The organism is Flavobacterium hydrophilum, from assembly GCF_003202405.1.
Taxonomy (GTDB): Bacteria; Bacteroidota; Bacteroidia; order Flavobacteriales; family Flavobacteriaceae; genus Flavobacterium; species Flavobacterium hydrophilum.
The window spans coordinates 85,000-107,768 of record NZ_QJHL01000004.1 but is presented as its reverse complement, the minus strand read 5'-3'; the positions used below and the strand labels follow the sequence as shown (position 1 = coordinate 107,768).

At 37.7% G+C, this 22,769-nt stretch carries 15 protein-coding genes; 1 reads left to right on the top strand and 14 read right to left on the bottom strand.

Annotated elements, in window-relative coordinates; genetic code table 11:
• Positions 1-118: 118 nt before the first annotated feature.
• Genes DMB68_RS15885 through DMB68_RS15875 form a run of 3 tightly spaced genes read right to left on the bottom strand, consistent with a single transcriptional unit; the run spans position 119 to position 3,401 of the window.
• Positions 119-781, bottom strand: coding sequence for an aspartate/glutamate racemase family protein (locus DMB68_RS15885; RefSeq protein WP_110347653.1), 663 nt, complete (start codon positions 779-781; stop codon positions 119-121).
• Positions 778-2,160: a four-carbon acid sugar kinase family protein gene (locus tag DMB68_RS15880; protein WP_110347652.1), complete on the bottom strand. Its 1,383-nt coding sequence runs from the start codon at positions 2,158-2,160 to the stop codon at positions 778-780. The genes DMB68_RS15885 and DMB68_RS15880 overlap by 4 nt, the downstream gene beginning before the upstream one ends.
• The gene (locus DMB68_RS15875) at positions 2,160-3,401 is read right to left on the bottom strand and encodes a ribulose-bisphosphate carboxylase large subunit family protein (protein ID WP_110347651.1); all 1,242 of its coding nucleotides are present in this window, start codon (positions 3,399-3,401) and stop codon (positions 2,160-2,162) included. The genes DMB68_RS15880 and DMB68_RS15875 overlap by 1 nt, the downstream gene beginning before the upstream one ends.
• 166 nt (positions 3,402-3,567) lie before the next feature.
• On the opposite strand from DMB68_RS15875, the gene DMB68_RS15870 reads away from it, so the two are divergent.
• On the top strand, positions 3,568-4,827 hold the full coding sequence (locus tag DMB68_RS15870; protein WP_110347650.1) for an MFS transporter: 1,260 nt from the start codon (positions 3,568-3,570) through the stop codon (positions 4,825-4,827).
• Here the strand turns inward: DMB68_RS15870 and DMB68_RS15865 are convergent.
• The 11 genes from DMB68_RS15865 to DMB68_RS15815 form a co-directional block, all read right to left on the bottom strand.
• Positions 4,824-6,197, bottom strand: a complete 1,374-nt coding sequence (locus tag DMB68_RS15865) for a hypothetical protein (protein ID WP_110347649.1) — start codon at positions 6,195-6,197, stop codon at positions 4,824-4,826. The genes DMB68_RS15870 and DMB68_RS15865 overlap by 4 nt on opposite strands.
• 263 nt (positions 6,198-6,460) lie before the next feature.
• Positions 6,461-8,371 (bottom strand): M48 family metallopeptidase, encoded by a 1,911-nt coding sequence (locus DMB68_RS15860; protein WP_110347648.1) that lies wholly within the window; start codon positions 8,369-8,371, stop codon positions 6,461-6,463.
• A 528-nt stretch (positions 8,372-8,899) separates the two neighbouring features.
• Positions 8,900-9,220 (bottom strand): nucleoside triphosphate pyrophosphohydrolase family protein, encoded by a 321-nt coding sequence (locus tag DMB68_RS15855; protein WP_110347647.1) that lies wholly within the window; start codon positions 9,218-9,220, stop codon positions 8,900-8,902.
• Positions 9,221-9,223: 3 nt separating this feature from the next.
• On the bottom strand, positions 9,224-10,138 hold the full coding sequence (locus DMB68_RS15850) for a helix-turn-helix domain-containing protein (RefSeq protein ID WP_110347646.1): 915 nt from the start codon (positions 10,136-10,138) through the stop codon (positions 9,224-9,226).
• A gap of 12 nt (positions 10,139-10,150) precedes the next feature.
• Entirely contained in the window at positions 10,151-10,462 is a 312-nt protein-coding gene (locus DMB68_RS15845; protein WP_110347645.1) for a hypothetical protein, read from the bottom strand.
• A gap of 12 nt (positions 10,463-10,474) precedes the next feature.
• Positions 10,475-11,281 carry an SDR family oxidoreductase gene (locus DMB68_RS15840; RefSeq protein ID WP_110347644.1) on the bottom strand — a complete coding sequence of 269 codons (807 nt, stop codon included), beginning with the start codon at positions 11,279-11,281 and terminating at the stop codon, positions 10,475-10,477.
• A gap of 150 nt (positions 11,282-11,431) precedes the next feature.
• Complete coding sequence (locus DMB68_RS15835; protein ID WP_110347643.1) at positions 11,432-13,864, bottom strand: sugar-binding domain-containing protein; 2,433 nt, start codon at positions 13,862-13,864, stop codon at positions 11,432-11,434.
• A 148-nt stretch (positions 13,865-14,012) separates the two neighbouring features.
• Positions 14,013-17,510, bottom strand: coding sequence for a malectin domain-containing carbohydrate-binding protein (locus DMB68_RS15830; RefSeq protein ID WP_110348037.1), 3,498 nt, complete (start codon positions 17,508-17,510; stop codon positions 14,013-14,015).
• 186 nt (positions 17,511-17,696) lie between these two features.
• Positions 17,697-20,429, bottom strand: a complete 2,733-nt coding sequence (locus tag DMB68_RS15825; RefSeq protein ID WP_110347642.1) for an alpha-d-galacturonidase — start codon at positions 20,427-20,429, stop codon at positions 17,697-17,699.
• 165 nt (positions 20,430-20,594) lie between these two features.
• The gene (locus tag DMB68_RS15820) at positions 20,595-21,485 is read right to left on the bottom strand and encodes a sugar phosphate isomerase/epimerase family protein (protein WP_110347641.1); all 891 of its coding nucleotides are present in this window, start codon (positions 21,483-21,485) and stop codon (positions 20,595-20,597) included.
• A 127-nt stretch (positions 21,486-21,612) separates the two neighbouring features.
• Complete coding sequence (locus DMB68_RS15815; RefSeq protein ID WP_110347640.1) at positions 21,613-22,761, bottom strand: sialidase family protein; 1,149 nt, start codon at positions 22,759-22,761, stop codon at positions 21,613-21,615.
• Between the last annotated feature and the right edge of the window lie 8 nt (positions 22,762-22,769).

Here is a 22,769-nt window from a genome sequence, read left to right as displayed (position 1 = left end):
TTATTCAGATTTTTAAACCTTGTAAGTTATATAAGTCAATATAAGTTTTGACTTATGCGTTTCTCTTAAATGATTCTTATATAACTTATGTGGTAAAATTAATCTGTTTTTTGTGTTTTTAAAAATAAAGTTCGGCCAGTTTTTTCATGGCAATGGCCGGGCTTGCCAAAATAGGCACTAGTTTTTCTTCGGCACTCAATCCATCAACCACACGCGCCATTGAAGCTTGTGCCAAAACAATTACATCCACTTCTTTCATCAAATCTTTCAGGGCTTTTGCAACCATTTCGTCATGTTTTTCAGCATCTCCACTCATTAGGGCTTCAAAAGCGCCTTCGCATAATTTAGATGAAATTGTGACGTTTTTGCCTGCAAATTCTGCTCTTCTTCTTACCAAATCACTTGTTGGTTGTAATGTAGTTGGCAAAGTTGCAATGACACCAATTTTATTGCTGATTTGTACTGCTTCATCCGCCATTGCCTGATCTACACGAATTACCGGAACGTTACTCAAAGTCGCAGCAGTTTCAATCGCTACACCAATAGACGAACAGGTTACCAAAATTACATCTGCACCTGCGGATTCAGCAAGCTTAACGTGACTTACTACTCTCGCAGCAGTGTTGGGCATTAATTTCCCCTTTTTAATTACATCTTTAATCAAGCTGTCATCGACTATATTGAAGGTTTCTGCCCCATTTAAAAATTCATTGCTTAACTGCTGAAACAACGGAACCAAAGTTGCCGATGTGTGTACAAAACCTAACGTTTTTGCGCTCATAATTTCTCTCCTTTTAATACTTTTATAAAATAATCTGCGGTACCTACCTGGCCGCCTTTAAAATTCATTTCTATTCCATTAATCCATTCATTATCCGAAACTGCCCTGCAAAGCGGTGCTCCGGGTGCTATTGGTGCAATCATTTCGAGGGCTAAAATATTGAGTTCAGATGCAGCGTAGCTTGACGTATCACCACCAGCAAAAAGGATTCTTTTTAACGGAACTGCTTTTAGTACTCCATTTGTTATTTGCCCCAAAACACTTCCGTAAAGAGTACTGCATTGTTTCTGAATCTCGTTAGCTGAAAAACCTTTAGTCATAAAATATGCTTCAGTTTCTGCAATACGGGGATCATTTGAACCTGTACTGGTATGTAAAACTGTGCTTTTTCCAATATTAAAATTGGCAATAATCTGAGCCACTGTGTTCTCTATAATTTCAGTTTGATATTGGTTATCGACTGCTTTGCTTTCTAAGGCAATTTCCTGAAATCCATTTTTCAGGGCATATTCAATTTGGTCAGAAGTTACCGGCGAACAGCTACCGGATAAAACTAATATGGCCGAAACTTCTCCCGGGGATTCAAATACTATTTCTTTTCCTATAATTTTTTGTGCTGCCCAATCCAATCCCAAAGCCATTTCGATTCCGGATGAACCTACAGAAAACAATGTTTTTTCGGAAGCTAATTGGTTAAAAACACCTCCAATTGTTTTAAGATGTTCCTGATTGAAACCGTCAAAAAACAGAATTTCTGTCTGATTGTTTTCTACTTCCTGGAGAACTTCTGAAATTCCTTTTTCCATAGTAGTGAGATTGACCAGACTTATTGATTTCTCCGTTTGTTTTGCCAAATGCAAAGTCAAATCACCTTCCAAAGCTGGTGTAACAGGATGTTTGCTCATGGAGGGATGGCGGTCAATACGGTAAATTTCGCCGTTACCGATAGTTCCCATTCGGGCAAAAAGATTTCCGAACACACAAAATCTTCCCAAATGGGGTGCCGATGGCGAAACCAAAACGGTATTTTGGTTAAAAACTTCGCTTCCTATTTCGATTGCTTTTCCGATGTTCCCTACATGTGGTGCTGAATCGAAAGTGGAACAGACTTTATAATGAAAATGATTTGGGGCAAAACTTTTCAGATTTTCAAAGGCAGTATAAAGTTCTGTTTCCATTTCCGATGGAGACATTGACCTGCTTTTCCCGGCCAGACCAATGGCCTGAATTCCCGGAAAACGGTCTATATCGTTTTGATTTGGTTTTTGAAGAAAGAGTATCGTTTTTACTCCGGCCAGCGTCAGAAATTCCAGGGCATCAGTCGAACCTGTAAAATCGTCGCCATAATAGGCCAACAGCAATTTATCTTTCTGGTTCATTATTTCGAAAATTTCTTTACCGATTCGGCAAATTCAGGATATTTCAATGCAGTTTCTTCTACAGACAAACCATCAACGGCTCCCGTCCAGGCTTGCTGTAAAGCGTTTACTCCGGCTTTTGGTCCCATTGGGTGTGCCAAAATTCCACCGCCTGCCATATACAGCAAATCGGTAGTTTGGGTTCTTCGGTAGGTTTCTACGGCTTGTCCGCCCCATTGTCCCGAAGAGACTACCGGTAATATTTCGTATCCGCCTAAAAAGGGTTTCAAACAGGATTGTATCGAAGTCACCACCGAATCGTCCGATTCCCAAAATTTATTCTGGATTCCGTTGACGTGTAATTGATCGACTCCTGCCAGACGCTGAATTTTTTGGTACGCCGGAAATTCAATTCCTAATAGTGGATGACGGTTAAGCATTCCCCAGCCGTTCCTGTGACCGTGAATAACAAGTTCGCCACGATCGCAGATTTTCTTTGTTCCTGCAAGTCCTACACTATTGATGCTGACCATCGCACAACTTCCTTGTTCCTGCTGAATCAAATCGTATTTTCGTTGCATTTCGTCAATTTCATCACTGATATTGAAGGCATACATTACTTTTTTACCTGTTTTTTGTTCGTTATCGCGAATGACTTTCATAATCGCTTTTACACGATCATCAAAAAACGAATTAGCCGCAGATCCCATCAATTCGTCATCTTTGATAAAATCGATTCCGGCATCAATCAGCGATTTTACCAAAGTTGCGGTTTCGTCAACGCTCATTCCGATGCTTGGTTTTATAATTGTACCAATCATTGGTCGGTCGGTCACTCCGCAGGATAATTTAGAACCTTTGATTCCGAATTTTGGTCCGCTATAATGAGTTGCGAAAGAATCCGGCACTTCGAAATCCATTAGTTTCAAACCGGTAAATTGTGTGATTTCGTATAGGTTTCCCTGTAAAGTGCTAATCAGAACCGGCAGATTATAACCAAAATTCTCTATCGACCAGCTTACTTTTACTCTTGCTTTCTGGTATTTTTTCCCCGGAATACTTCCTCCCGGTATGGATGGTTCATCAGCCACATCCAATAATTGAATATCTTCAACACGTGCAGCAAAGCGTTTTTTCAATTCTTCAGTTTCACCCGGCACCGACACAAATGTGCCCGATGACTGCTCACCCGCCAAAACTGCTGCCGCCTGTTCTACCTCATAAGGAGTTTCAATAAGATACTCCGCAAAAACTCTTTCCATTGTCCTTCATTTTTAAGATTCTAAATTAAATGAATTTACAAAAAGGAAGTGTCCTGCTGTGTACTGTTTGAGCAGCGTTTTTTTAAATAAACAAATCAAATAGAAAAACAATTCTTTCCTGTTGCATTTGAATTCGTATATTCGGCCATTATTTTGAAAAAGAAGAATGATTGCAAAATTGAATGAAAAAAAATCCTATCCATGGATTGTGGTTGGCTTGTTGTGGTTTGTAGCGTTATTGAATTATTTAGACCGACAAATGCTTTCCACTATGAAATCGGCGATGATGGATGACATTCCTGAATTGGCTAAAGCCGAAAATTTCGGTCTTTTAATGGCTATTTTCCTTTGGATATATGCGCTAATGAGCCCTGTTTCCGGAATTATAGCGGATCGGTTTAACCGAAAAAGAATCATCATAGGAAGTCTTTTTATCTGGTCCGGAGTTACTATGGCGATGGGTTATGCCACAACTTTCAATCAGATTTATATTTTGCGCGGCATTATGGGGTTTAGTGAAGCTTTTTATATTCCGGCAGCATTATCCTTAATTGCAGATTACCATCAGGAAAAAACACGCTCTTTTGCTATTGCCATTCATACTACGGGAATTTATTTAGGACAGGCGCTCGGTGGTTTTGGAGCCACTATCTCTAAGCATTTTTCGTGGCATTTCAGCTTTCACTCCGTAGGTTTACTTGGTGTACTTTACAGTTTGGTACTGATCTTTTTTTTACAGGAAAAGAAAACATACTTTTTTGACACTACAAAAAAGTCATCTGTCAGCTACGAATTCAGGCAAATGTTTAAAGGATTGGGAATATTATTTGGGAATATTTCCTTTTGGGTTTTACTCTTTTATTTCGCTGCACCAAGTTTACCGGGCTGGGCAGCCAAAAACTGGTTACCCACCTTATTTACCGAAACTTTGCATTTAGACATGTCTCTGGCGGGACCAATTGCAACTGTAACCATTTCGATGTCTTCTTTTTTTGGCGTTTTAATTGGCGGTGCTATTTCAGACAGATGGGTGATGAAACATCTTAAAGGAAGAATTTACACCAGCGCTATTGGATTGTTTCTTACCATTCCGGCCTTGTTTTTATTTGGCTACTGCTGTGACACAACAGCTATTATTTTTGGCGCAATCCTTTTTGGACTTGGATTCGGAATATACGACACCAACAATATGCCTATTCTTTGTCAGTTTGTTGCGCCCCGCTACCGTGCTACCGGATACGGAATTATGAATTTCGTAGGTATTTCAGCCGGAGCTGTTATCACCGAGTTCTTAGGAAAAGCCGCTGATAATGGCGGAATGCGACACGTTTTTGTTCTTCTCTTATTTGTAGTGATCACTGCCATCGTTTTACAACTGGTGAGCCTGCATCCAAAAACTATTGATATGACTGAGGGGGAATTTTAATCACCTCCACAACCACCACAGGAACCGCAAGAACTGCCACACGAGCTTCCGCATGAGGAACTACATGATCCGGAACTACTGGAATTACTACCGGAAGAAGTACCTGAATCATAATTTGTTAAGGGAATAAAGGAACTTGCCAGAACCATATTTCCGTACAAGAAATAATTCCATTCCCAATTTTTGTTATTTTCTTTATTCTTTCGTACTTCTTCTTTGAAAGACGAAGGTATAATCTTAGTAAACAATAAATTGATTATTCTGTCCAAATAATGAAAAGAAGCAAAAACTAAGGCAATAATTGCAATCAGTAAAAATACTATTGGTTTATCTCTGTATATTCCTGTTATCAATCTGCTGAAAACAATACTTAACAAGAATCCTAAAACAATCATCGATATAATTATTGTAGAAACAAACTGCCTGGAGTCCATAATTATTTCCCTGATTCTGGAAGTCCCTTTTTTCAGTTGCTCGAAAATTGGTTTTTGCATTGCTGATGTACACAAAAACCTGTACGTCATTGGATCAAATTCTTTCATGATTTCGATAACACAATTTTCGTATGGATTATCAACTAAATTTTCATCTATTAACTGGAGTCTCCTGTTCGTTAAGATTTTGATTTTTTTATTCTCTATTAAATTGTTTACAGCACCATGCACTACAGCTTCCAGTTTATTCTCTTTTAAAAAAACCAGTTCTAAAGGTGTGAGGTTTGCTAAAATTGAATTTGATTTAATTTTCTCATATAGTGAAATAAAACTTTTGCTCACGTAGAACTCCAAAAATAAAATTGCTGCACCAAATGCCAAAATATAAAACAGCAGAAAATTGGGATTTGGGATTTTTATTAAAACTGGAAAGATGATCAAACAAACCGGAACAGAAAGAAATATTGAGTACCACAGAAACATTTTTCTCAGGTTCGAAATTTCATATTTACTTTCATCAAGATGTAAAGAATCTAATTCATTTTTATAATGCCAGACTTCCTGAGGCTGAGCTCCAAAAACACTTTCATATAACGCAGAAGTTCTTTCTTTTGCTTTTTGAAATTTTTCGAATTCTAATCTATTATGAGTCGAGGGAATATGCTCAATTCTTTTACCAAGAAGGTTACAAAGGTCAGAATACGAATTCGTAAAAATTAAATGTTGATGCCAAACTATGTCTACTGTTTCTGAAGGCGAAACCATTTCATTATTTGTTGCGGCCAGAAACATGAACTTTTTATATTCAAGCAGCACTTTTTGTGTAAAATACAATGTCCAATGATTTTCAAGTGCTAATCGTGTCGAAAATCCGTATTCATCATTAGGATCATCAAAACTAAATTTCAGGACTTCTTCCCAAAGTGTTTTATTCATAAAAAAACATTTTATATTTCTTTAGTCAATTGGTTTAGAATTATTTTTTCCTAGTGATCGATTCTTTTGTTAACCAAAGCTGTCTTGTTCATGAGCAAGATGCTCGTGCAAGCGGAGGAGCTTTGTAGTAAATGAATCCCGTTACAAATACTTTATTTAAGACTTAAAAGTAAATAGGCATTCGTGGTAAACGAGCGCCATATTGGAGTTTATTTTTTTGAATTTCTACCAAAAATGTTCTTGTGCCTGAATCGCCATTAGTATTAATCCCTGACAATTCTGGCATCTATTGTTTTGGTCATTTCTTCAGTCAGGGCATTCCAATTTTCGAACAAATCACTCACTAAAGAATTATCTTCCAAAACATTTACAGTCTTAATTCCATCAATATATCTGAATCGGTCAGCCGGGCTAGGATGTGTATCTTCCTCGGTGGTTTTACTGTTTAGCGCTTTATTCAATTCTTCTTCAATTGTTTCATCTTGATTCCCTTTTAATTCGTAAAGATTATTTATCGGTCGTTTCAATTCTAAAGCTTCTTCAATTTCAACATCAGCAAATTTTCCAAACTCAATTTGTCTTTTAATAACATGAGTTAATCCATTTACAAATGCGATTGTGCCAAATGTTTCAGCGGCCACCCTGTCGGCAAGAACTTCCTGCAGGCGAGATGCACCATGGCTTATCTTCTGAAATATAAAATTGTACAATCTTAGAAAATGAAAAGCAACATTCCATATCGTATTCTGTTCGGCATTGTATAATGCTATAAAATATTTGGTAATATCATTTTGAACTCTAAATGCAACTTCACCACCCGCTGTATCCCTATGAGTGAAATGTCCGTACTCATGAGCCAATACAGCTTTAAAATCTTCTTTCTTGAAATCTTTTAAAACTGCTGTTCCAAGTATTAGGATTCGTTTTCCTTCATCATTCATTTTCTCCTTTTTCGTGCCTTTTTCGTAAACAGCGAGATCGGTCAACGGAGTGATCCGAATTTCTTCTATTGGGCGAGTTCCCATTATCTGAGCCACTTCACTAGTCAGACTAAATAATTTTGGAGCTTCTTCTTTCTTTAGTTCACGACCTGGATCACTATAATCAACTTTTAAAAGTAATGAACGAATCATATTATAAATAGTAATTATTGCACCAATAACCAGAATTGCTACAAGTTTAATCGGAATTGTTCCAGCTAATAAAAAAAGATATATTGTTCCACCAGTGAGGCCTATAATTAGAATAAGTATCACTGGCAGCGATATGTAATAATAATAACCTCCTATATTAATTAGAGTTTTATATCCTGAACGCAACCACCCCCCTGGTTTCACTGAACTAGTTTCTAACTGGTCACTTTCGATGGCTTTTAAAGTAACGTTGGAAAACAACTTGCCAACAAGAAATAATAGTAAAAGTCCAAAAACCCATATAGCCACAATTAATCCAAAATAAAAGATTACATTAATTTTGAGTATTTCATCATTTATGCCTGAATTCAAAAATTGATCAACGTCTTCTTGCGGAAGTCCCTTTTCCTGAGCTTTGAGTATTTCTTTTTTAGCTTCTTTCCATTTTTCTCCATAGGCTAACATCACAGCAGTATAATAATGGGTAAAGATCTCATTTGGATATTTTTCTTTTAATTTTTCCACTACTCGCTTTGCTGTAGTTAGGTCATTTACCATAAGCGAGACTTGAACTGCTTCAGCGAGAATTTCTACGTCATCACCGTTTGGAAGTTTTAATGCCTCGATAAATAATTGTTGAGCTTCATAGTATTTTGTTGAATCCTTAGAAGTCATATATGCCTCTGCCAAACTTGTTAAGTTGTAAGCCGATCTGTTTATTTCAACTGCCTTTTTGGATAAATTTATTCCTTCTTGAGTATTTCCCAAACTTAATTGTAAGCTGCCATGCCGGCGAATAACAGGGTCAAAATTGGGAGCTTTGGCATAAACAATAGAATACAAACTATCTGCCAGTTTATATTTTTGTTCGTCCATAGCGATGGTACCCTCTTTGAATATTTGTACCAATGAAGGATCTATCGCCTCAAGTTGTTTTTCAATTTTTTCTTCTTTTTGACGGTTTCTTGTTGGTGCTTGCGCCTGCAAATGGACACAAATCATCATCATAATAATTAACAGACTTAACTTTACTTTTTTCATAATTGGTTACAAGGTGGTTTTGGGTTAATCAATATTTATATTTTTTAATTTTGGTTTCTGTCAATTTTCGATTCCTATTTCTTTTAGTTGTACACTCAAACTAACCGAAATTGTCCTGGCAATGGTTAAAATCTCTTCAGCTGAGCTTTTATTTTTCTTATTTACAATTAAACGTTACAAAATCAGACTAATACTAATTTTGGTTCTTTAAGTCCTTTACCTTACAAACATAATGTTAATTTTTTAAATTAAAAGTGATATATATATCACAATTTCGAGATCAGTATCATTACAGTAATTTGGTTCAGTCTTACTTTTTAAGTTTAATTTATTTGAGGAAAAGCATTATTATTAAAATCATTTTTTTTGAAAAATTGGATTATAATATCAAAAAAACATCTACTGTCTTTTCAAACAGCATTCAGAACAAAAATATTGGGTAGTATTATCCACAAAAAAACTCCATTATTGCTAATGGAGTTTTTTGATATGTTCACATCTAAATCGAACAAAAATAAATCAAACGTATTACTGAAACAATTCTTCTGTTTTAGTTAAAAAATCCTCCGTCGCTTCTTCAATATTGATATTCATTCTTTCGGCTAAAACGGTAAGCCACCAAATAGATTCTCCTAATTTATGTTTCAGTTCTTCTTCTGTATTTACTTTTGGCCATCTTCCTTGTTGCGACATTACGTGGCGTCCAACCAAACCTGCATCGGTTAAAAAAGCCAATGCATCTTCTTCAACCGTCCATTCGCTGCCGTGATGTGTAAGTTCAAGTTCACGATATTTTGCTCTTATTTTTAAAGAACGTTCTTTTAATTGTTCAAAATTTATTGAATCCATAATTTAATTTTTATTGAATAATTCCTGAAAAGCAACCGGACTCACATTTGTCTTTTTCTTAAACAATTTATTGAACGATTGCGGATGCTCAAACCCCAATTTATAAGCAATTTCAGAAATAGACAAAGTTCCTTTTGCAATGTATTCTTTTGCTTTTTCAATCAGTTTATCATGAATAAACTGTTGTGTATTTTGTCCTGAAACACTTCGCAATAAATCGCTCAGATATCTTGATGACAATTGCAGTTCATCTGCCACAAATTGTACTGTTGGCAAACCATTTTCAAGTGGTTTTTCCGTATTAAAATAATCTTCGAGCAGGTTTTCGAGTTTAGAAAGCACATCGTTATTAACCGCTTTTCGGGTAATAAACTGCCTGTTGTAAAAACGATTGCTGTAATTCAGCAAAAGCTCTAATTGCGAAATAATTACATCCTGACTAAAATTGTCAATTCGCTGATCGAGTTCGTCCTGAATATTAGCAAAAACTGCCAAAATTGTTTCCTTTTCTTTCTCTGATAAATACAAAGCTTCGGCAGCAGAATATGAGAAAAAACCATACTTTTTAATATTTTCATTTAAAGTATAAGGCCGAATAAAATCGGGATGAATATTAAGTGACATGCCGCTATAATCGGCTTCTTCTTCCTGCATTTTCAAAATTTGTCCGGGTGCAACAAACGACATTCCACCTTCTTCAAAATCATAAAAACCATGTCCGTAACGCAATTTTCCTGAGAAATTAGTTTTGAAAGAGATCTTATAAAAATCTAAAATGATGCCCTGCTCAAAATCCTTCGGATCAAAAATCGCTTTGCCATAATCCAAAACACTAATCTGCGGATGCATTGGTTTTGACTGTCCCATCGATTTATGCAATTCGGATATCGACTGGAATATTTTAGGCTGATTTTTCATTTCTAACAATACTTATTTATACAAATTTACGAAATGTTCAACTGGCGCAATGTTCCAGCTTACGGTACTTTGATCGATCATGTCGTGGACAACAGAGTCACTAAGTTCTGACATTAATTTATGCATTGCATTGGTTCCATGTTCGATACTATCCCAAACGAGCATATCGTAAACAACATCTTTTTTTAATTCGAAAATAGTTCGGGAACAAAATCCTGTTTGATGTTTTAAAAATGCATCAATTTCAGCATTCGCGTCAATAAATTGTTGTGTTGTAAAACCATTTAGTTTAAAAGTAGTCAATTCTATCGCTTTATTTTTCATCTGATTCTAAAATTAAAAAGTAAACATGGTTTTGATGTTTTGCACCTGGGTTTCGGCACCCAATTTCAAACGCTCATCGTATAAAGCATTGGCGTCATTTCCGGCGACATATCGCAATTGGTTTTTATTATCGGTCGCCGCTTGGTAAATAATTTGGGCAACATCTTCGGCTTTGGTATAATTCTCCAGTTTTTCTGCGCTGTACCCTTTGCTTACTTCGGTCGTTAGTTTTTCGTAGGCAGGATGTTGTCCCACTTCCATAGACCGAACAGCAAAATCAGTCTGCATTCCGCCCGGAGCAACTACTTTTACCTGAACTCCAAATTGAACCAATTCTGACGCTAAACTTTCAGAAAAACCATCAACCGCAAATTTGGTAGCGCTGTAAATAGAACAAGTTGGAAAACCCATTAATCCAAAAGTCGAAGTTACATTAATAAAAGTGCCGCTTTTCTTCTCCCGAAAGTGAGATATAAAAGCTTTTGAAACTTTAATAACGCCAAATAAATTAGTTTCAATCTGACGTTCAATTTGTTCTTCTTCCAAAGATTCTAAAGCACCAATTAATCCATATCCGGCATTATTCAACACGACATCAACAGCATATTTATCCGTAACATTTTTGATCGTTGCTTTTATTTGTTCCGAATTGGAAACGTCAAGCTGAAGTACAATTACATTTTCTAATTGATTTAATTCCGTTTCTTTTTCTGGATTACGCATGGTTGCGATTACCTGCCAGCCTTTGCTTTGAAATAATTTTGCTGTTGATTTCCCTAATCCTGATGAAGCTCCCGTAATAAAAATTGTCTTTTGCATTTTTTGATTGTTTTAAATTTATAATGCAAAGATCAGCCGAAGTCTCAAGTTGAAATTAGCCGTTTTAGCATATACATTAGCCAAAATGACGAATAACAAAAAACTCCATTATTGCTAATGGAGTTTTAATATAATTATTTCGTGAAGTGCTTATTCTACTTTTAGAATTACTGTACTTGACATTCCGTTTACCCCTGAAGCTGTAAAATGAATGTCTTTTTTCTTTCCGTTGGATTGAATAATGGCGATGCATTTTCCGTTATAGACTTTGCAGGAACTCGCTTTGAACGAATCCAAACCTGCCTGGTAGCCGTTATCAACACCCACTAATTTCCCTCCGCCTGTAACTTCAAAATCTATTTTATGATCGGCATTCGGAACCAGATTCCCTTCTTTATCAACGATTGAAACCGTTACATAAACCAAATCGTAAGTATCATTTTTGATAGTTGATTTATTTACTTTCAAATCAATTTTGGAAACTGCGCCTGCGGTGTAGATTTCTTTTTCCAAAACTACTTTTCCATCTTTTCTGGAAATGGCTTTTAACGTTCCCGGTTCGAATTTTACACGCCAAAAAATATGCAGATCATCATTTTGTTTTGCTTTTTTACCCAATGATTTTCCGTTCAGGAATAATTCTACTTCATCGGCATTGTTGTAATACGCCCAGACATCGACTTCCTGATCTTTTTGCCAATTCCAGTGCGGAAAAATGTGCAAAACGGGTTTCTTTGCCCATTCACTTTGGTACATATAATAGACATCTTTTGGAAGTCCCGCCAAATCGATGATTCCGAAATACGAACTGCGTGCCGGAAATGGGTATGGGTCGGGTTCACCGATATAATCAAAACCAGTCCAGACAAAAGTACCGGCAATGAAATCGGAATTTTTTATTGCTTTCCAGCTTTCTTCGTGTGTCGAACCCCAAAATGATTTTACATTATCGTAAGCCGAAACCGTCCAGTCTGCATTGCCATCAAATTTCTCTCCGTATTTAACAGGCCACGCTTTAACCACATCCGAAGGCTGGTCATAATGTCCGCGGGTTTCAAGAGCAGAAACAGTTTCGGAAGCAATTATTTTTTGCCCCTTGAAACGTGCTGGAAATGCTGCGTAATCTTCATGCTTGTAATTGAATCCCAGCAAATCCAAAGCACCTGATTGATAAATAAAATTTTTCTCCGGAACATTCTCTGTCAACGCACTTGTTATTGGACGAGTGGTATCCAGATTTTTTACAATTTGTGCCAATTCTCTGGTAATCGCAATTCCGGTACTGTCGAATTGTTCACGGATTTCGTTTCCAATGCTCCACATCATCACCGAAGGATTATTGCGATCTCTCAAAATTAAATCTTCTAAATCTCTTTTGTACCAATTATCCCATTCTTTGTGAGCATCATTCTTTACTTTTGGTTTTTTCCAAACATCAAATGCTTCGTCCTGTACAATAAAACCCATTTCATCACACAATTGCATCATCTCCAACGAATGCGGATTATGTGACATTCTGATAGCATTCGCTCCCATTTCTTTCAGCAGAGTCAGTTTACGTCGAACGGCATGAATGTTTTCTACAGCTCCTAAAGCACCGTTGTCGTGATGCAGGCAGACTCCATATATTTTGGTTGGTTTTCCGTTTAAAGAAAATCCTTTTTCGGCATCAAAAGAGAAAAATCGAATTCCTAATGGTGTTTCATAAGTATCAACTAATTTTTTATTCTCGTAAATTTTGGTAAGCACTTTATACAAATACGGATTTTGAGTATCCCATAAATTTGGATTTTTCACTTCCAAATTATGTGTTTTTTTAGAATTGGTATTTGCACCTATTTTTTCTGTTGACACTACATTGGCTACTTCTTTATTTTTAGCGTCTACAATGGAGGTGACAAATTTGAATTCTTTTTCAGTATTTGCTTTATTTTCTACAGTCACTTCAAAGTGTACTGATGCTTTTTCTTTGCTGATTTTGGGAGTGGTTACATAAGTTCCCCAATGTGCTACGTGTAATTTTTCGACAGCCACCAAACGTACGTTTCTATAAATTCCAGAACCTGTGTACCATCTGGAATTGGGCTGTGCATCGTTATCGACTTTTACGGCAATAACATTTTCTTGTTTTCCGAAATGCAGATAAGGAGTCATTTCATAAGCAAAGGAAATGTATCCACTAGGACGTATCCCCAGTGAATGACCGTTAATAAACACTTCGCTGTTCTTGAAAAGACCATCAAATTCTATCGAAATCGATTTGCTTTCCCAATCTTTTGGCAATGTAAATGTTTTGCGGTACCAGCCTTTTCCTGCCGGCAAAAATCCTTGCTTAGTTCCTGTTGGAAAATCTTTATTGAATGCGCCTTCGATACTCCAATCGTGGGGCAATTGCAAATTTTTCCAATCCGCAGTGCTGAAATCAGCATTGATGGCCTGTGGATGATCCCCTAATTTGAAGTTCCAGTTTTGGTTGAAATCTTCGACAATTCTGGCTTTTTTGGCTTGCGCGAAACTTGCTGTTGAAAGCAGTATTGTTAAGGCTATTGCAATTTTTTGAAAAATGTTTTTATGCTTAATCATAAATATGTTTTTTATTCTAATCTAAAATTTTATACAAAGTTTGTCATTTCGACGTAAGGAAAAATCACATCCAACATTCCACAACAGTGCGTGCTCGACTAGTGTGATTCCTCCTTACGTCGGAATAACAAAAATAACGAACAAAGAACTACTGAAACTCAAAAGAATCCAAAAGCAATCCTTTCATATCGTCTGATTCTATCGTGATTTTGTAGGTTCCTGCGTTGATATACCCTCCGGAAGTTGTGTTCAAAACTTTCCATTTCTCCGTAGCAGATGGAAACTCAATCGTATCATTTCGCATCATAATTCCGTAGGCGTCTTCCATTTTGAATTTGACTTTCAACGGTGTTTCATTTCTATTCATAAATCGGAAGCGCATCAGGTAAATTCCTGCTACTCCGGGTTTCACTTCAAACTGAATGCTGTTTTTTGTTTTCTCCTTAAATTCAATATAATCCGCTTTTTTGAAATTGCCTTTTTCGATTCCGGTTCCGGTGGTTTTAGCGGTTTCTACTTCCAAAAGTACAACGGGCCTTGAATCGTCTTTTTCGCCCATATCATAGGTTGGAACAACTGCTATTGTACTATTTTCAAAACCAACTTTTTCTCCCTTTTTGACTTTTTTATGGAAAACTGAAAATTCAATTTTATCTGAATTTTTAGCGGTTTCTGTCAATCTTTTATAACCCAAAATAGAATCTTTTGATCTACTAAACAGATAAATTTCCGAATCTTCTTTGGTTATGAATGAACCTGAAGATTTTGAATTTGCTGAAATCTGTAAATAATCTGCCCCAAAAACTTCTGAAGGCAATTGTGTAAAAATAACATCCGAATCTGAATATTGTTTGGAATTGATATCCAGCCACGAACCGATTTTAGTCTCCGAATTACTTGCAACATTCTGAATGTTTTTTGGCGAAGCCGAAGCTCCTTTTACCGTTTTATCTTTAGTAGCAATAGCAATTGCCGAAATAATTGCCTGACTTGCTTTTACATTTGGGAAAGAGATAATAATTTTTCCGTTTTTGCTTTTTACCACAAATGTTTTCTTTAACGCTGAATCGTGTCCGACTTCACTCCAGATATCCAAATCTTTTACCACTACATTATCATTGATGGCAACGTCAAACAGACGCCAGCCTTTGCAGTCGAGTCCACCACCGGTTCCGTACCAGGGTTCTGTGAAATACAATTCTACCAGATATTCTCCGTCGGGAGCTGGGAATTCGTAACGCAATTTGTCGATTCCGTACCTGAAACTCTGAAATAATTTCCAATCTTTTGTTCCTGAAATTGGGTCGAAAGTGGTTCTTTGGCTCGCATAAAAATCAGGTAATTGTTTGAAACTATCCGTCCATGACAAAGAACCCCAGGTGTTTTCACCGCTTTTGTGAACATCAGCATTCCAAACATTTCCGTTAGAATCTTTGATTTCACTGCCTCCGCTGTTTACTCTGTAAATGTAATTGTAGTTTTTCTGAGGCTGTAAAAGTGTTTCTTTTTTTGTTTCTAATGCTTTGAAATTTGGCGCTTTTGGCAAACTGTTCAATACTATATAATCTTTAGCAACGGCTTTTCCCTTTACATAACCTACAGCGTACAAAACATTGTATTGAATATTGACATTATTCCATTGAAAATGCTGTCCCAATCCCGGATTTTTTAGTTTTCCGAGTGATACTCTATTGACATCATTGAACAATTCGACCTCATCGCAATTCGAATAGACATCGATTCCGTTTTTGATTCCCGGAGCATCCCAACGATTCGGCCAGGTGTGCGAAACGATATACACCATCGGGTTGGTTTTATTCGAAACATAATTGGCTCGATACATATAATAAGCATCCAGAGGTTCTCCCCAAATGCTGAAAAGCCCTTTGTAATTGACTGGTCCGACTTTGTCGATATCCCTAAATCCTTCACCGTTTTGAACGCGTCCCGGATTTTCGTGCGAAGCAAAAAGCCAGTTGAATTGTCCTGCGATTTTATCTTTTACTGATTCGGCTTCGCGAACTTTTATTTCCATTAATTGCGAGAAACGATTTTCGCTCAAAGTTCCTTTTTGGTCGAATTCGCCTTCGGTGTGCAGGTCGTGTGAGCGCCAGGCACCGTATTCACCGTTCAGCAATTGCTTGCTCATTTCGACATCGTAATTAAACGGATCGCCACCATAGGTTCCCGACCAGTTTTGCACGACATTCCAATCGGTTCCTTCGCCTCCGTTGCAAGTAGTTACGATACGTTGTGAAGCCGACATTGGATCCATTTCGCGAATGATTTGGGTACATTCTTCGGCAAATTCTTTTGGAATGGTACTTTCGTTTTGCAATCCCCACATCACGACCGACGCATTGTTTCGGCGTTCTTTAATCCATTCGCGTAATAAGGTTTTAAAATTCTCTTTGAATTCGGGTGTGTCGTACCAAATATGTGCCGAAAACTGACTCCAGAACAGGATACCATTTTGGTCCAGTTCTTCCTTATATTTTAAATTGTGAGGCTGGTGCGCTTCGCGAAAAGCATTGAATCCTCCTGCTTTTATTTGTTCGATTCTCGAATGGATTTGCTCATCTGAAAACGAATGACTATTTCCGATTAGATGTTCGTATTCGCAGGTTCCGTTGATAAACAAAGGTTCGTCGTTAATATAAAAACGATTGTCTTTTCCGTCTCTACTCACCGGCCAGCTTACCCAGCGGATTCCGTACGGTGTTTTTAATTCGTCTATTTTTTTTCCGTTTTCCGAAATTATAGTAACCAATTCATATAAATACGGACTGGATGGCGACCATAATTTTGGATTTGAAAACTTTGGAAGCGTTTGTGCTATTTCTTTTATTTCAAGTGAAGTGTTTTTGACATCAGTTTTTACGCTAACAACTTTCTTTCCGTTTTTATCAAAAAGGGTGTTTTCGATACTTATGTTTCGGTTTGAAGTTCCGTAGTTTTTGATTTCGGTGGTAATATTCAGGATTGCTTTTTCTTTGGATGTTGCTTTGTCATTCCAAATATGAACGCCGAAAGGTTCTATGCGAACTTCATCGGTAACCACTAAAGTTACGGGTCTGAAAATCCCCATTGGCTGTGAGCCTTCCGAGAATCCCCACTCTCCGGAACAGCCTCCGCAAACCCAAGGCAAATCGGCAATGAATGACGGATGTGATGCTTTTACTATTATATCATTTGCTTTTTCGAAAGAAACGGCGTTGGTGATATCGACCGTAAAAGTGGTTCTTCCGCCTTTATGTTCACCTACTTTTTCTCCATTTACCCAAACTGTGGCATACGAACTTACGCCTTCAAAAAAGAGGAAAAGTCTTTTTGAATTATCTTTTTTGTCTAACTGCAATGTTTTGTGATACCAGGCGATGCCGTGTAAATTGCCATGTTTGGTTCTTAAAAAACCGTAATACTGATCCCAGTTGTGGGGTACGTTTACTTTTTGCCATTGTGCATCTACTTTTGGATTTTGTACAAAAGTTTCTTCCTTTTCCGGAAGCTGATTCAAAACAATGGTTTCCCAGGAGGAGTTCAGCGAAACTTCTTTACGAAACTTCGCTGATTCTTTATTGTTTTGGCTCCACACCAAACCATACCCTGAAAAAAAACAAAAAATAAAAAAAACTATTTTCTTCATATCTTTTTTAACCATATAAGTCATATAAGGTTATTTAAGTTTTATTATTTTGAAACCTGATTGTATAACTTAATCTGGGTTCGCGTGAGGGATAGTAGCGACATCCTTTTGGGGCGGGGTTCGCCCCAAAAGATATAGCGGATAGCCCGACCCGTAGTTTTTACGGAGGGTCACGCCCAGATTATTTTAATAGAACAACCAGTCTACCGCGCCTTTTTCGCCTGCATCTATGTAACCGACATCACGGGTTGTGATGGTTTGATCCGCATCGATGAAGCCTAAAATCAGGACTCTACCTTTGCCTAAATCGAGCTTGTTTTCGCCCGGCTGAAAGGTGTAGGTGTGAATGTTGATTCGTGGCAATTCCTTCAAATTCATCGCACTTGCCAGAATTACTTCGGCCTGACCGTGGGCATTTCCGGACGCATCAGTTTCCAAACTTGGCGGGAATAAAAATCTTTTCTGATCGGAATTAAAATAACCAGCTACCAGTTTTACGGCTTTGGTATTTTTGAATTTCAGGTGCGTTCCGTTTTCGTTTTGTGATGCTTCATCGAATGCAATTCCTTTTAGGTTTTGCAGTTCGGGAGCTATTTTTGTCAGTTCCGAAATTGGCGTTCCATACACTTTTGTTCCGTTTTTTACAGCGTAAGTTCCTTTGCTTTCACTTAGCAAAGTTACCTCAGCAGTTTTCCACGGCTTGCCTTCTTTAGTTACAACTTTACCATCTTTTGATGATTTCAGCAAATCCAGATTTCGTTTGAAATTGACCAATTCTCTTTCGTAATGTGGCAATAATTCTGCCCAGGTTTTGTTGTTACCATCGTCTCCGCCAATCGGGATTCGGCGTTGCGCGGTCTGCATACTGTTAGCATATAAATAATGGTCTTTGGTTAAATTGACCAATTTTTCATAATATTCGATGCTTTTTTCGAGATGCGGAAGGGCTTTATCCAAATCGGCAATGTCGTTTGAATAACTGTATCGCAACACCAACAATGCGGTTTTTACTTTCTCTGAAAAGAAATCTGCGAAGGCTTTGTAGCAATGTACATCGTTTTTAAGACGCAGGAATTCTTCTTTGTCTTTGGTTACGCTGGCCTCGGCTTTATCGATGGCTTCAACGGCTAATTTTCCGTGTTGGGTGATTTCGGCAATAATCTGTGTTGGCAATTCCCCTGAATGTGGTTCTTTGTTCCACTCTTTCTTGGCGTATTCCAAAAGTAATTCTCCTGCGGGTCCGCACGATTCGTGGAATCCGGGATAGACACGCCATTTTGATGGGTTGACCAACTGACTTTCGAACATTCCTAATAATAAAGTCTGACGGTTTCCTTCGGTGATTCCGAAACGTCTTAAGGTTTTCGGGGCAATTTCTCCGGTTTCTTCGTAGGCTTTTAAAATGTTATTGGCGCCTTCTAAGTCGGTTCCGTATTTATTAGCCAAATCTTTGTCCCAATATTTAATCTCTTCATTTCGGTCTCTTTTGCTGTCCCAGGCGTATCTTGCCCAGGCTTTATACCAAATCCAGTCGCGATCCATTTCCAGCAATCGCTTTCCATCAGCCAATTTATCTGCAGAATAAGGCCAGTCCCAATAGGAAGCCTGAGGATATAAATGCAATGCATTGGCACCGTGAACGCTGTGCATCGCTTTTACCGTTTTCTGGATAAAGTCTGGCGATCCATAACGGAAAGGCTCCAGATTCGCCAAAATGTGAACGTTTTCGATATGAATTGACTTAAGAGCACTCAACTGTTTGTGTGTTTCGCCCCAAGGTCCGCCTGGTGTGTAAGTCGTCAGCGATTCTCCGGTGTATTTGCTTTCTGTGTACAGATTTTTGTATAACGGAAGTGATTTTTCCATTACCAAAGGTCCGTCGGTATCGTGAGAACGTAGAATAATTGGTGGTTCGTCTGTTCTCCCTAAAGCTTTTAATCCGTCCTGAACGCCTGGAATGATGGTTTTGGTAAACCATTCTACGTCGTCATCTACTGTATTGATCGCTTCTCCAAGACAAACTAATAATCCTACATTTGGATATTTTTCGATGAAAGCCGCAATTGATTTTCTGGTATAATCCGAAAGCAAAGGTGTAATTGGCCTTGAACGATCCTGTGTTTTGATGTTGTAATGTTCTGCAAATGGTTTGGAAACAATGATGTTGTAGAACATCTGAATCACCCAGATTCCTCTTTTGTTGGCTTCTACGGTTAGGTATTTATAGATTTCTTCGTTCTTTTTGAAATCTTCGTCGCTTACTTCTACCGCAAACGGATAGTCTTTAAGTTTTACCAAAGAAGCAAACGGATGTCCGTTCCATAAATACAAAGAGTTCATTCGGTTTTCGACCATCATATCCAGATACTTTGTCCAAAGCTTTTTATCGTAAAACCAAGGAAAAGTTTCTGGTGTATACGGATATTCGTAAACGTCCCTTCCCGGAAGATAAACCGGTTTTTGCATTCCGATACAGGCGCCTCTCAAAACCATTTCAGGACTGTCTTCGATATTTATTTCTGATGGAATTTCACCGGAAGTTTTGATTCGGTCTGCCAATTCCAAAGCTCCGTACAACGCTCCGGTTGCATCGGTTCCTTCAATGAAAATGATGTTTTTTTGCGTACGGATTTGAAAGCCTTCTTTCTTGGTTAATTGGCTATCGTCGATTTTAGCCGTTTTGGAATTTTGCTTCCAGAAATCGGTTCCTTTTTCGCCAATAACGATTACTTTGTTTTTTGATTTTTTTGGTACTTTGTCTGCAAAAGTTATTTTGAATCCTTTGGATGTTGCGGTTTCTGATAGTTTTTCGGATCCATATTTCGCTCTTGGCGCATTGGCATCACGAACAATGGTGATGTTTTGTGCTGTTGCAAAAGTGGCGTATAGTCCTAAAAAAAGTAAGCTTAAATATTTCATTGTTTTTTATTTTTTGACCACAAATTGCGCAAATTTTCGCAAATTATAATCGTATTTGTTTTTGTCACAGATTAAAAAATCTGTTAAGAATCTGCTTGAATCTTTTTAAATCTGCGTGCTAATTTTTCTCACGCAGATTCTGCAGATTTAGCAGATTTTTTTATTTTAATTCTGAAAAATTTTCTTCAAATACGCTACATTGGCTCCATAATTGGCTTTTACGTTATGTACCTGCGTTACGTCGCGGGAACGTTCTACGATCAGCCAGCCACTCCATTTCATTTCGTCCAGCGCTTTTTTGATTTTTGGCATATCGACATTTTTATCGTTTTCAAGCCACACAGTATCTGTTGTTGAGGCGTGAATCTGAGCCAAGTATTTTTTTCCTAAAATCTTTAATTCGGTTGCAATATCTCTTCCGTTGTCAACTGCATTGGCAAAATTGAAAGAGCTTTTGATGTGTTTACAGCCAATTTCTTCCAATAGTTTTTTCTCTTCTGTGGCATTTAATGAGGTTTCGATTGCGATTACTCCTCCTATTTTACCGACTTGTTTACCTGCCCATTTTAATCTTTCAATAATGATTGGGCGTAATTCCGGGTTTTTAGTCAAGTCGCTTTCTGTTCCCAATGGAAGATAGGCCACTTTCACCTTCATATTTTTCATTGTTGCCACACAATCATTAATCATCAATGTGATGGAATCTCTTTTGGCAAAGGATTGTGCATAAAATCCGGACATAGCGATAGAACTGATTCCAACACCCGTTTCTTTAGACTTATCCAGAAACTTTTGTCTTTCGATTGGATCACCTAATTTGCTGTCAAAGGTTGGTCTTTTGCCCAAACCACCCATATCCAGCTCGATTCCGTCTGCTTTTATTTCGCTTGCCAGACCGAAGGCACCGAGTTTTTGTCTTTTTAAAATCATCCAGTCGCAAACAGCTACTTTGTATTTTTGCTTTTTGGATTGTGCAGAAACTGTAATATTCATTGTTCCCGATAAAGCAACAATTAGTGCAATAATCGAAAATCTTTTAAAACAAGTTAACTTCATATTTATTAGTTTTTATTATCACAGATTAAAAAAGAATCTGCTAAATCTGCCACCCGAGCGATAGCGAACAGGCGGAGCAAATCTGCGAGAGTAATTTTTCCCGCAGATTTAGCTGATTATGGAGATTTTACTCTTCTTCAGCCTTCACAGCTTTCACTTCGACACCTTCTTGTCCTGGCCAGATTCCGTTTTTGATAGGAAGTGCTACCAGTTTACTCGGATCGATTTTTACATATTTCAGTTTTTGTCTTCTCCAGGTATAAACGATATGCACCATTCCGTCTGAACTTTGAATTATCGATGGATAGGAATATTGACTGATTTTTGAATCTTCTAAAACCAATACAGCGCTCCAGTTGATTCCGTCATCAGAAATAGAAAGATTTAAAGGAGTTCTTGGTCCTTTGGCTTCATTTCCAGGAGGCAAAACGTGGTTGTAAACTAATAAATGTTTTCCATTTTTCAATGTTACGGCATCTGTTCCAGAGTTGTTGTTTGGCAAACCAATTAGTTCTAACTCCGACCAGGTTTTTCCGTTGTCTTTAGAAAAAGTGCTGAAAATTGCTCTGTTTTTGGTTCTTCCAATTGCCTGAATGCTTCCATCTTTATGAAACAGAATACTTGGCTGAATAGCATTGATTTTTTGTTTTCCTCTTGAAATGGTATCGTCCATCACCCATGTTTTTCCGAAATCAGGAGTGGATTCCATTCGTAAATGCCAGCCATTTCCTTCTGTACTTGACGGAAGCAATACTGTTCCGTTACTCAATAAAACAGGCTTGTTTTTGATTGGACCCAGAAAATCTTTACTGGGCATATCGATTTTATCAGACCAGGTTTTTCCACCATCAGAAGACGTTCTGTAAACGCCCCACCACTCAGATGGTTTTGGTCCAATTTTATAAAACAGCATCAAATCGCCTCCAGGAATTTGGTACAAAACAGGATTCCACGTTGGAAATCTTGTCCCGTCTTTCATCACACCATCTGCAACCTTAATGGGTTCACCCCATTTGTCGCTTCCTTTTGGTTTTATGGCCGAATAAATACAAACATCCGGATGTCTTTCGTGTGACCCTCCAAACCAGGCCGAAACCAAATCTCCATTGGTTGCTTCCACAATCGTTACGGAGTGGCAGGACGGATAAGGCGCTTTTTCGTAAATAAATTCATCTACCAAAATTCCTTCTTTCCATGTCTTTTTTTCCAAAGCAGATTTACAGCTCCCTAAAAGCAGCAGTCCAAAAAAAGCAATTATTATATGTTTCAATTTCATTATTTATA

Excerpts from the sequence above, each read along its gene's own strand:
- DMB68_RS15870 (WP_110347650.1), top strand. The coding sequence starts at position 3,568 with ATGATTGCAAAATTGAATGAAAAAAAATCCTATCCATGGATTGTGGTT.
- DMB68_RS15820 (WP_110347641.1), bottom strand. The coding sequence starts at position 21,485 with ATGAAGTTAACTTGTTTTAAAAGATTTTCGATTATTGCACTAATTGTT.
- DMB68_RS15875 (WP_110347651.1), bottom strand. The coding sequence starts at position 3,401 with ATGGAAAGAGTTTTTGCGGAGTATCTTATTGAAACTCCTTATGAGGTA.
- DMB68_RS15885 (WP_110347653.1), bottom strand. The coding sequence starts at position 781 with ATGAGCGCAAAAACGTTAGGTTTTGTACACACATCGGCAACTTTGGTT.
- DMB68_RS15880 (WP_110347652.1), bottom strand. The coding sequence starts at position 2,160 with ATGAACCAGAAAGATAAATTGCTGTTGGCCTATTATGGCGACGATTTT.
- DMB68_RS15825 (WP_110347642.1), bottom strand. The coding sequence starts at position 20,429 with ATGAAATATTTAAGCTTACTTTTTTTAGGACTATACGCCACTTTTGCA.
- DMB68_RS15830 (WP_110348037.1), bottom strand. The coding sequence starts at position 17,510 with ATGAAGAAAATAGTTTTTTTTATTTTTTGTTTTTTTTCAGGGTATGGT.
- DMB68_RS15860 (WP_110347648.1), bottom strand. The coding sequence starts at position 8,371 with ATGAAAAAAGTAAAGTTAAGTCTGTTAATTATTATGATGATGATTTGT.
- DMB68_RS15850 (WP_110347646.1), bottom strand. The coding sequence starts at position 10,138 with ATGAAAAATCAGCCTAAAATATTCCAGTCGATATCCGAATTGCATAAA.
- DMB68_RS15855 (WP_110347647.1), bottom strand. The coding sequence starts at position 9,220 with ATGGATTCAATAAATTTTGAACAATTAAAAGAACGTTCTTTAAAAATA.
- DMB68_RS15815 (WP_110347640.1), bottom strand. The coding sequence starts at position 22,761 with ATGAAATTGAAACATATAATAATTGCTTTTTTTGGACTGCTGCTTTTA.
- DMB68_RS15835 (WP_110347643.1), bottom strand. The coding sequence starts at position 13,864 with ATGATTAAGCATAAAAACATTTTTCAAAAAATTGCAATAGCCTTAACA.
- DMB68_RS15845 (WP_110347645.1), bottom strand. The coding sequence starts at position 10,462 with ATGAAAAATAAAGCGATAGAATTGACTACTTTTAAACTAAATGGTTTT.
- DMB68_RS15840 (WP_110347644.1), bottom strand. The coding sequence starts at position 11,281 with ATGCAAAAGACAATTTTTATTACGGGAGCTTCATCAGGATTAGGGAAA.
- DMB68_RS15865 (WP_110347649.1), bottom strand. The coding sequence starts at position 6,197 with ATGAATAAAACACTTTGGGAAGAAGTCCTGAAATTTAGTTTTGATGAT.